General features: G+C 25.5%; 13 protein-coding genes. All 13 read right to left on the bottom strand.

Annotation, left to right across the window (positions count from 1 at the left end):
• On the bottom strand, positions 1 to 889 hold an 889-nt coding region (locus ACRDDY_RS10190), incomplete at its 3' end, for an FtsX-like permease family protein (RefSeq protein WP_438564846.1).
• The gene (locus ACRDDY_RS10195; protein WP_438564858.1) at positions 879 to 1,646 is read right to left on the bottom strand and encodes an ABC transporter ATP-binding protein; all 768 of its coding nucleotides are present in this window, start codon (positions 1,644 to 1,646) and stop codon (positions 879 to 881) included. The genes ACRDDY_RS10190 and ACRDDY_RS10195, both read right to left, overlap by 11 nt.
• A 133-nt stretch (positions 1,647 to 1,779) precedes the next feature.
• Complete coding sequence (locus tag ACRDDY_RS10200) at positions 1,780 to 2,451, bottom strand: TVP38/TMEM64 family protein (protein WP_438564847.1); 672 nt, start codon at positions 2,449 to 2,451, stop codon at positions 1,780 to 1,782.
• A gap of 238 nt (positions 2,452 to 2,689) precedes the next feature.
• Positions 2,690 to 2,860 (bottom strand): hypothetical protein, encoded by a 171-nt coding sequence (locus ACRDDY_RS10205; protein WP_438564848.1) that lies wholly within the window; start codon positions 2,858 to 2,860, stop codon positions 2,690 to 2,692.
• Complete coding sequence (locus ACRDDY_RS10210) at positions 2,838 to 2,987, bottom strand: hypothetical protein (protein ID WP_438564849.1); 150 nt, start codon at positions 2,985 to 2,987, stop codon at positions 2,838 to 2,840. Before ACRDDY_RS10210 ends, ACRDDY_RS10205 begins: the two co-directional genes overlap by 23 nt.
• A gap of 205 nt (positions 2,988 to 3,192) precedes the next feature.
• Positions 3,193 to 3,864, bottom strand: a complete 672-nt coding sequence (locus ACRDDY_RS10215) for a hypothetical protein (RefSeq protein WP_438564850.1) — start codon at positions 3,862 to 3,864, stop codon at positions 3,193 to 3,195.
• A gap of 104 nt (positions 3,865 to 3,968) precedes the next feature.
• The gene (locus ACRDDY_RS10220) at positions 3,969 to 4,505 is read right to left on the bottom strand and encodes a hypothetical protein (RefSeq protein ID WP_438564851.1); all 537 of its coding nucleotides are present in this window, start codon (positions 4,503 to 4,505) and stop codon (positions 3,969 to 3,971) included.
• A 125-nt stretch (positions 4,506 to 4,630) separates the two neighbouring features.
• The gene (locus tag ACRDDY_RS10225) at positions 4,631 to 5,008 is read right to left on the bottom strand and encodes a hypothetical protein (RefSeq protein ID WP_438564852.1); all 378 of its coding nucleotides are present in this window, start codon (positions 5,006 to 5,008) and stop codon (positions 4,631 to 4,633) included.
• Between the two features lie 156 nt (positions 5,009 to 5,164).
• Positions 5,165 to 5,698, bottom strand: a complete 534-nt coding sequence (locus tag ACRDDY_RS10230; protein ID WP_438564853.1) for a hypothetical protein — start codon at positions 5,696 to 5,698, stop codon at positions 5,165 to 5,167.
• Positions 5,699 to 5,764: 66 nt separating this feature from the next.
• Positions 5,765 to 6,562, bottom strand: a complete 798-nt coding sequence (locus tag ACRDDY_RS10235) for a hypothetical protein (RefSeq protein ID WP_438564854.1) — start codon at positions 6,560 to 6,562, stop codon at positions 5,765 to 5,767.
• Positions 6,563 to 6,644: 82 nt separating this feature from the next.
• The gene (locus ACRDDY_RS10240) at positions 6,645 to 7,679 is read right to left on the bottom strand and encodes a cysteine protease StiP domain-containing protein (RefSeq protein WP_438564855.1); all 1,035 of its coding nucleotides are present in this window, start codon (positions 7,677 to 7,679) and stop codon (positions 6,645 to 6,647) included.
• 2 nt (positions 7,680 to 7,681) lie between these two features.
• The gene (locus tag ACRDDY_RS10245; RefSeq protein ID WP_438564856.1) at positions 7,682 to 8,806 is read right to left on the bottom strand and encodes a phosphoribosyltransferase domain-containing protein; all 1,125 of its coding nucleotides are present in this window, start codon (positions 8,804 to 8,806) and stop codon (positions 7,682 to 7,684) included.
• A gap of 17 nt (positions 8,807 to 8,823) precedes the next feature.
• Positions 8,824 to 9,908, bottom strand: a 1,085-nt coding sequence (locus tag ACRDDY_RS10250) for an HpcH/HpaI aldolase/citrate lyase family protein (RefSeq protein ID WP_438564857.1), incomplete at its 5' end; no start/stop codon positions are given.

The following is a 9,908-nucleotide window of genomic DNA, read 5'->3' on the forward strand; positions in this document are numbered from 1 at the left end:
AGCATATAACTGCCATTGAAATGAAGTTTGTGTTTATTTTGCTATTCATTTGTTTTACTGTAAATATGTTAAGTTTTCTATAATAAATTCCTTTTATTCTTTGTATTACAAGAACAATAAATCCTGTAAATCCATAGAAGAATAAAACGGTTCCTATAACCCCTAGTACTATAGACATTTTAAAATCTAAAGTTTGTATATTAATAATTCCAGACTTGATTACTAGCTTATATGCTACTACTAGCATTACTATTGAAATTATAAATATTAAACCTGATATTAATGGACTTTTTATTTTTATTTTCTCATTTTTCTTATGAGCTGTTAATAAATCTATAAGTTTATATTTTGAAACTATCGTAGCATTAAATATCATAACTAATATAAATATTATTCCAAAATATATTATTGTTTGAACTATTGCTGAAACTGATATTACTAATGAGAATTTTTCAGCTCCTACAGAAAATAATTTTATAGTTAATAACCCTAAAAACTGCGATAAAATTATTCCACCTATAAGTCCACATATTAATGATATTATACCTATAATAAACTCTTCTAAAACTAATATTTTAGAAATTTTCCCTTTTCCCATTCCAAGACTCATATAAAGTCCTAATTCTCTTTTTCTTCTTTTTATTAAGAAGTTATTTGCATATATAATAAGACATCCTAAAACTACTGAAACAAATACTGAAATATATCCAATAACTGACCCTATAGCTTCAATAATTTCTTTATCTCCACTTGTTCCAAGTAATTTTCCTTGTGCTCCCACGGAGTTAAATGCATAGAAAATACATACTGCTATACTTAATGTTAAGAAATATATTGCATAGTTTTTCATGCTCTTCTTAACATTATTCAATGCTAGTTTAAAGTTCATTTGAAGTTTCACCTCCAAGTAATGTTACTACTTCAATTATTCTATTAAAAAAGTCTTTTCTTGAAGAATTTTCTTTATTTACTTCTGTAAATATCTTTCCATCCTTTATAAATATGACTCTATGTGAATAACTAGCTGTAAAAGGATCATGTGTTACCATAAGTATTGTACTTTTTAACTCCTTATTTATTTCTTCAAAGTTTTCTAAAAGTAATCTAGCTGATTTTGAATCTAATGCACCAGTTGGTTCATCTGCTAAAACAAGTGCCGGCTTCTTAACTATTGCTCTAGCACAAGCAACTCTTTGTTTTTGTCCTCCTGAAACTTCATAAGGATACTTTTCTAAAATTTCTAAGATTCCAAGCCTTTTAGCAACCTCATCAATTTTTCCATCTATTAAACTAGCTTTTTCTCCTTTTATAGTTAATGCTAAAGCTATATTTTCTCTCATTGTTAATGTATCTAAAAGATTATAATCTTGAAATATGAATCCAAGTTTTTGTCCTCTAAATTTTTCTAATTTCTTTCCTTTTAATCTTGTTATATCTTCATTTTCTAAAATAATTTTTCCTGTTGTTATTTTATCTATTGTTGATATACAGTTTAAAAGTGTAGTTTTTCCTGAACCCGATGCTCCCATGATAGAAACAAATTCTCCCTCTTCAACCTCAAAGCTTATTCCCTTTAGTGCCTTTGTTACATTTTTTTTATTTCCATAATATTTCTCAACATCTCTTACATTTAATATTGCCATAATCTCGCTCCTTCTTTTATCTTATGTACTTATTGTAATATACCATCTTAATTTTTAATATCGATTTAACTTTCACTTATCTTACAAAAATGAAAGATAAAAAATATCCCTACAATTATTTATCGTAGGGATATTCTTATTTATTTTTTATATTTATCTTTTTAAGTATGAATTGTGAACTTATTAATGCTACTATAAGTAACACTATTGGTATTATAAACGCTGGTGAAAATGGTTTATCAAAGTTTTTTCCTAAATATGTATAACATAATGTTTCTGGTGCTGTTCCTAAAAGTGTTGCTAATATAAATTTTTTATATGAAACATTCGATAATCCACATGCATAACTTACAGGATCTAATGGCATTACTGGAATCATTCTTAAAGAAAACATTATTAAAAACTGTCTTTTATGTAATTTCTCTTGAAGATTAGTCATTCTTTTTCCTGCAATACTTTCTATAAAATTCTGACCTAAAAGTCTCGCTAAATAAAAACCTACAGTACTTGATATAAAATATCCAATCATACTAACTCCAAATCCTTCAATAGGCCCAAATATAAGACCATTTGCTATTACTATAATACTACTTGGTATTATCACAAAAATAGGCTTAATCAAAAATATAATAAGAGTTACTATTATTGCATAAATCTTTGTATTTTTTGATTCTGCAAAATTTATGATTGTACTTATTTTTAAGTTCATTAAAAAATGTCTATTAGCTATTAATATTGAAATAGCGCCACCTAATATTAATATTAGTATTAGAAATTTTACTACATTTATAACTTTACTTTTTTTCATTTGTTCTCTCCTAAAGTAGATTATGGTTAATTCTCTATATTTTATAATACATTATTAAAAAAGACAAATTTCTTTCCTTTTATTATTTGTTTTTTATCATTACTTATTCACTTTAATAAAAGAAAAACCACTGTGGAAAACAGACTCTTTAAATCGGCTCACCAAAGTGGTCTTTATTTAATAACAAGTTTACACTTATATTATATGTATACTATAAAACTTTTATACATAAAAACTTTTATCTATCAAAAAGGCCTCCACCATTTCCTACCCTAACACCTTTAGAAGAACCTGCACCAACTACTTTATTAGCTTTTGATGTATTTTTAGTATTCTTTCCTTTACTTTTCTTTTCCTCTAATATTTTTTTCATCATTTCAAGATTTTTACTCACTGTATCCTGTACCATTTATCTTTCCAGAACCAGCACTCTGATTTCCATATCTACTTGGAATTTGTCTCTTTTGCTTTTCTTTTGTTCTTTCTTTTTTTTCTTCTAATATTTTTTTCATCATTTCAAGATTTTTATTTTTCATATTTTTTCTCCATTTCCGTTTATTAAATCTTAAGCTTAAAGATTTTAATTCTAAAATTCTATAAATTTTATTGTAACATTTCTAACTAGATATATCTATATTAATATTATACTTCCTTTAAATATATAATTAATTAAACCTTTACTCATTTTAGGAGTTATTTTTAAATAAATACCTCCTAAAATTTTTTTATGTTTTACTCAATTTATAAAATCTTTACTTCAAACTCTGTTGCCTGTCCTATTTTTCTAGATATCATAACCTCTATAATCTCTTTTAGATATTCTTTTTTCAAATTACTTAACCTATTATCTAATAAATAAATTAAATTCACATTATTCATCCCAAAACTTTTATCTTCATAAAGTCCCTTAAATTCATTTTCATACTCTATCATTTTGCTAGAATAAACCTTAAAACTTCCTATACTCTTTAATGCTTTCAATAAATTATATCTGTCTTTTGCACTATTTGGTTTAACTTTAATAGACATAACTTTTTTTAATTTTGAGGATAATCTATTATTTATTACAACAACTAAATTTATATTATGAACTAAACTCAAATTATCCACCTTTAATATCTTTTTATTATATAAATCATAATCATCTCGTACACCAAGTAATTGTAAAATCTGCTCAGTAATGCTTGGTTTACTTCCTCTATATCCACAGTTCGTATCAAACCAAACTTCATTTTCTGAAATATCTCTAACTACAAAATTATAATAATATTTTCCTATTCCAAAATCCTCATAATAGGGTGTTTTCTCATCATTAAATACTTCAAAACTACTTATTTCATCTATCTTGTTAATTATATTTTTTGCATACTCTAAAGATTCTTTTCCACCAATCTTACCTGAAATATATCTCATAATTTATCCCTCCCCTTTATTAGATTCTATTTTTTACTTTTCATAATTATTCATATTTTGCATAAAAAAATCTTTAAGAATATTCTTAAAGACATTTTTAATATTTATTCATTTGCATAAATAGCATTTTTATAATCATTATAATTTCCACTTGGATTGCTTAATAATGCCAATAATCGTATTGATTTATTATATTTATTTAATGTATCTTTATAATTCTGTGATTCTTTTTCATCAAAGTCATTTAATCTTGTTTGGATATTATTTAAGCTTTCTTTTATATCTGGAAACATCCCAACATTATTATAATATGCTACCTCAACTCTTGCTGCCTTAATTCCATCAGTATATGTTTGATCATTATACTCCTTTGTTAATGTTTGAAATTTATCATAAGGTACATTAGTTATTGATGCCATTGTTTTTTTATTAATACTCCCATTATTTTTAGTATCATTCCATACAGTTAAAATATTATTCCCATAATCTTTTAACTCATTATCAATAGATACAAGCTCAGAATTAATCTGATTTAGATCAATTCTAGCTTCATTTTTCATACTTCTTTTACCAGAGCAATATCCTATTCCTATTAAAATTATTACTATTATTAATATAATTCCTAATATTCTTTTTATCATACCTTTGCACCTTCCTCTTTCTTATATAAGGTAGTATGTGCAAATTTTTCACTTTTATTATTTTTTAAATAAATAGAACCCTGAATTTTTGCTTTTACATTTAAGCTATAAACTCAGGGTTCTTACTACACGAACTTTTTCTTTGAATTTCTAAATAAATTTCCTATCATATTTTCTATTGCTACTATAATTCCATTTTTCTTTTCAGTTTCTTCTGCTATTATAAAGCTTTCTTCAACTATTTTTGAATCTCCACAAATATTATATTCATTACAAAGTGTTTTTAACTTTTCATACTTTTTTCTTGAGAAGTTTTTCATTAATCCTATTGAATATCTATCTACATAATTTCCTAATGACTCATCTTTTCTTCTTACTATCTCTTTCCCATTATCCATTACAAATACATAATTGTTTTCAGCTTCTATTTCAAGCTTTCTTATCATTTTTGAATCACCATTTACTATTAATAATTGCACTAAATTTGTTTTTATCTCTCTCATTACTTTATCCTCCAAGTATGTTTTTTTCTTTTCTATATCTTAATTATATTCTTAAAATTATATGAATTGTTTATATTTTAAATACAAACCCCTTACAAAAAGGTAACAATCTTCATATAAAAAAAAGACTAAGTTTTTCTTAGCCTTTTCTTCTCATTATTTTGTTAAAATAATCTTTATTAATAATGTTTTTATCTTCTTTTCATCTAATCTTTCTTTTATGAAAAGTCCATCTATTAATGTAATTACTTCTTCTTTTTTTAAAGAATTCATCTCTTCTATTTTCTCACTATTAATATTTTCTAAAACATTATCAAAAAATTCTTTTAAGTCATTTTTTAGTAAAGAATCTTCTGTTACCTTAAAATTTTCTTTTACATTTTTATTTTCCATAAACTTAATAAGTTTTTCTTCTGAGTAATCATTTTTATTATTTTCTTCTCCTGTTATATAAAAAGGATTAATATTCTTAGCTATACTTATTGCTAGGGTCATTCTAACTGATATAAGCCCTGTTTTTCTTGTTTTATTAAAAGAACGACTGTTACTAAATCCACCAATTAATATAGCATTATTTCTTTCCTCCTTATTTATCCCTTTCCAGATTTCTTTTACTCTTTTCTTTGTTTTTTCTGTATCAACACTTATATTTTTACTATTCATCTTTTTTATTAAACTATAATCAAGCAAAATAAATCATCTCCTCCATATAAGTTATGTAGCTTATACAAAGGACGTTCTTAAAATATTTATAATCTAAAACTTTTCTATTAAATAATATACATACTTTTTTATATTATCCAATTTCTCATTTTCCTTGTTTATTTTACTCTCATTTATCTTCCATATACTATGTTCATCACGAAGTATATTTACCCTTTCATCCTCTAAATTCCTTTGTAGTTCATTTAATACTTCTTTCATCATAAGATTCCATTCACTATACCCTTTTTTCTCTTTCTCTAATTCTTTAGCTTGATTTAGAAATTCTTCTTTAATCTTTTTCTTGTATTCCTTATGCTCTACCTGTAATTTAAGCTCACTCTTTACAACCTCTTCTTTTTCTTTCTCAGTTAGCTCCTCATTTTTTAATTCCTTCATTAAATTATCTGCTTTTATATATTCTTTCTTTACTGTTTCCTCTTTAATTTTAAACATTAAATCTTCTACTTTTTCTTTTCTTAAAACTTCATTTTGAAGTAGCTCTACTCTTACTCTTAGTTCTTTACTTAAAATAGCCTTATTTATTCTGCTTAAAATATACTCTGCTTCTTGTACCTTACCTTTTTCAAACGACTCCTTTCCTTCTAAATATAATTTTACTCCATCTCTATCTTTTTCAAATTTCTTATTAGCACCATCTTTCACTATTTCATCATACAATTTTATTACCGTATTCCACTCCTCTTTATCCATTGCTTCTTCTATTTCTTCTTTTAATCTCTTTATCTTAATTTCTTTAAACTTCACAAAAAATACTGATGGTACTGCTAAAATTATTAAACCTAAAATAACAATATTTTTCATAAATCTTTTCTTCTGAATCTCCTTCATTTTTTTCTCCTAAATTTAGTTTTTATTTATTTTATGTCATATTTCTTTTTTTGTTAAAAAAATAGACTGCCATTATAGCAATCTATTCCTCAATTATTGATATACAGTTATATCCTCTGCAATCATATTCTTTTATCTCTATACCATTCTCTTTAGAGAGTCTTATTATATGAGTAACATTTCTATCATTAATATCTTTAACTAAAATTACTCTTGGTTTTCTTCTTAATAATACTCTTGCTGATTCTCCTACACTAAGCTTTATCTTATTTATATCCTTAACATTAAACTCTTCTTTTATCTTTAATGTTACTTCATTTGCATAATCCACATCTATTTCTTCTAAAACATAGTTTTCCACAACTACATTCTTAAACTCATTTTTAACCTTCTCTATAAAATAATTAGATACATCAATATTCTCTAAATAACTTAAATATTTTGCTCCATGAAAGTCATTTTCCTTTACATATCTTTTATTATATATAGTTCTACTAATAAGACCACTTACAGTACTATTTAAACAACTTGTTGCAAGTCCAAAATCTTCTCTTGTTCCATATATTCTACAAAGTCTTGCTGGATCTACAAGAACAGCTAAATCACTTTCTATTTTTCCTTCATATTCCTTAAGAGATTTCTTTAACTCTTTAGTTATAGAGCCCTTACCTGTCCATCCATCCACAAACTGAATCTTTCCCTGTGGATTATTTTCTAAAATATAATTTATAGCATTTTTATCTATTCCACTTCCTCTTATAATTGAAACACTATAATGAGGTATGTCTTTATTATATTTTTCTTTTATATATTTTCTAACTAAAATCCCAATAGGTGTACCAGCTCTTGCTAAAGACACTATTACTAGATTATCTTCTTTTTCCTTATACATTCTCTCTGCAATTCTTGAAACATATAAAGCAATTTCCTTTTTATCATTTTCTACCATCTCATAGAAAATATCCATAATCTCTTTACTAGGCTCTTTTTCCTTAGAAATCATTTCTGAATAACTTACTCCTTCTGAAATAAGCTTTTCTTTTTCTTCAATTGTAATCTCTCTTATATCAATCTCTTTTAATAAAAAAATACAATCATCTTTATAACTACTTCTCATATCTATATCCTCACAATAACCATATTTTCAGTTAGCTTTATATTTAAATTATCTTCTATAATTAAAACTACTTTGTCATAGTCTTTTTCAATTATTTCTTTATTATAAAAATAGTATTTTACACCCTTATTAAAGAAAACATTTTTAGATTGAATAGGATACCCCTCAGTCTTTTCACAGTATATAGGACTTCTTGTTGTTGTTTTATAATATATATCTCCCTCTAAATAACTTGCAATCCTTGAAGGAATGTATATATTCTCACCATGTCCTAAAACTAATATTTTCCCATTTCCAACTAACTTATTTATCTCTTTTGCCGCAAACTTTGCTCTATCTTCTAATCCTATTATCTCGTCATAGCTTACACCAAATCTTCCTGAGTTTTTCAAATAGCTTTCTTCACCAAACTTTGTCTTTTCTATTCTTCTTTCAAAAATATTTAAATCTATTACTTCTAATTTTTCTTTTAATTCTTCACCATCTTCATCTTTATAGACTTCCTTACTTTTAATTTCTATTTCACCTTTTATAAGTGAAAGAACTTCAATATTTACATTATTCTTCTCAATAAAATCATTATATAAATCTAAATACTCTTTATTTCTCCAATCTAAAATTGTAATTATTTTAAAATCTCTAACTTTAGTATGATTCATTATTTCACTTATTATATTAAGCATAGACTTCCCTGTTGTAATCTCATCATCTACAAGTATTATTTCCTTTGCATTAAAAAGTTTGTCCCTTTCTTCTAAAAGACATCTATGCTCTACTGCATGGGAATGTTCTTCATCAAACTCAAAAATAGATTTTACTGACTCTATCTCCTCTCTAGTTGTGGTTACATAATAAGAGTTCTGTATATAACTAGAAGCAGCCATTCCAATTCCTGTGGCTGTTTCTGCAAATCCTAAAACTAGTGGACTATTATTTTTATCTAAAAGTTTTACTAAATCCTTTCCTATCTCCCTACAAACTTCAGGTTTTATCTCTAAATGTTTTCCTAAAACTTTACTTATAAATAAAAAATTCCTCTTCTCATTATTACTTCTTTTTCCCATAACTATTAAATCATTTATATCTAAATTAAATTTATTTTCTCTTATATTAATCTCAATTGACATCCTTCTTTTCTCCCCTTCTATAAAAGATTTTCATAAGTGCATCCTTCATTTAATACACCAAATACTTCTGCTTTTTTTAATATTTCTTTTGCCCACGCTGTATGAGGTTTCACTTCATTCATCTTATTATCTCCATAGCCTTTAAATACACCTTCTCTTTTCCCTAATATTTCAATTGCATCTAAAAACTCTTCATAATTAACTGCATATAAGGCATTTATATATTTAGCTTGAAGAGGATGAATTATAGTTTTTCCTATAAATCCATTTTCCTTATCTAACTTTATTTCATTTATAAGCCCTCTAATTTCCTGTGAATTCTTATCTAAAGAAAAGTATTCCCATACAGCCGCAGATAAAACATATTCAGCATCAGCACGTCCAAACATATTTAAAATATCTACTAAAACATCCATAACAACTCTTATATCATAGATTGATTTTTCCTTGCTACGTCTTAAACCAAACTTTGATGAAAAATCAGTTCCACCAACTCTAATATTAAGAACACTCTCCTTATTTCTATCTATAATCTCTTTTATTTTCACCAATTCCTCTAATCTAGTTTCCTTATATATAACTTCCTTAGTCTCTATAATTGGCATTGCATAAAAGATTTCATTATTCTCCTTTGATACCTTATTTAATATATCAAAATAAGCTTGTCCATTTTCTTTACTAAACTTAGGAAAAGTAAACCCTGTTATAAGCCTTAAACTTTCCTTATCTATCTCCCTTGTAAAACTTTCAAACTGCTCTAAATTTCTAACTCTAATAAAAATTAAAGGTAACCTTACATCACTATTTTCCTCACGCCAATTAACAAGCTCACCTAACATATAAAAAACATTTTCAGTACAAATCTTTAAATCACTTTCACAAGTAGCATCCTCAAAACAAATAGATATAGCTCCTAAATTACTAAACTCACCATCAATTATCTTCTTATAAAAATTCTTAAAACCATTCATATATAAATTTGTTCCTAAAGAATAAGCAAGTAATCTTTTATCACTATACTTACTAAACTTTTGAGGTTTCTTATAAAAAATTTTATCCCATTTATTCTCTAACAATACTTCCATTCTATCTTCTTCCTTTT

Origin of the sequence: Clostridium sp. (genome assembly GCF_051656525.1) — a bacterium.
GTDB lineage: Bacteria > Bacillota > Clostridia > Clostridiales > Clostridiaceae > Clostridium.

What these genes read in the sequence shown, in the direction of transcription:
- ACRDDY_RS10200 (WP_438564847.1), bottom strand. Translation starts at nt 2,451, where the DNA reads ATGAAAAAAAGTAAAGTTATAAATGTAGTAAAATTTCTAATACTAATA.
- ACRDDY_RS10240 (WP_438564855.1), bottom strand. Translation starts at nt 7,679, where the DNA reads ATGAGAAGTAGTTATAAAGATGATTGTATTTTTTTATTAAAAGAGATT.
- ACRDDY_RS10245 (WP_438564856.1), bottom strand. Translation starts at nt 8,806, where the DNA reads ATGTCAATTGAGATTAATATAAGAGAAAATAAATTTAATTTAGATATA.
- ACRDDY_RS10220 (WP_438564851.1), bottom strand. Translation starts at nt 4,505, where the DNA reads ATGATAAAAAGAATATTAGGAATTATATTAATAATAGTAATAATTTTA.
- ACRDDY_RS10205 (WP_438564848.1), bottom strand. Translation starts at nt 2,860, where the DNA reads ATGGTACAGGATACAGTGAGTAAAAATCTTGAAATGATGAAAAAAATA.
- ACRDDY_RS10210 (WP_438564849.1), bottom strand. Translation starts at nt 2,987, where the DNA reads ATGAAAAATAAAAATCTTGAAATGATGAAAAAAATATTAGAAGAAAAA.
- ACRDDY_RS10225 (WP_438564852.1), bottom strand. Translation starts at nt 5,008, where the DNA reads ATGAGAGAGATAAAAACAAATTTAGTGCAATTATTAATAGTAAATGGT.
- ACRDDY_RS10235 (WP_438564854.1), bottom strand. Translation starts at nt 6,562, where the DNA reads ATGAAGGAGATTCAGAAGAAAAGATTTATGAAAAATATTGTTATTTTA.
- ACRDDY_RS10215 (WP_438564850.1), bottom strand. Translation starts at nt 3,864, where the DNA reads ATGAGATATATTTCAGGTAAGATTGGTGGAAAAGAATCTTTAGAGTAT.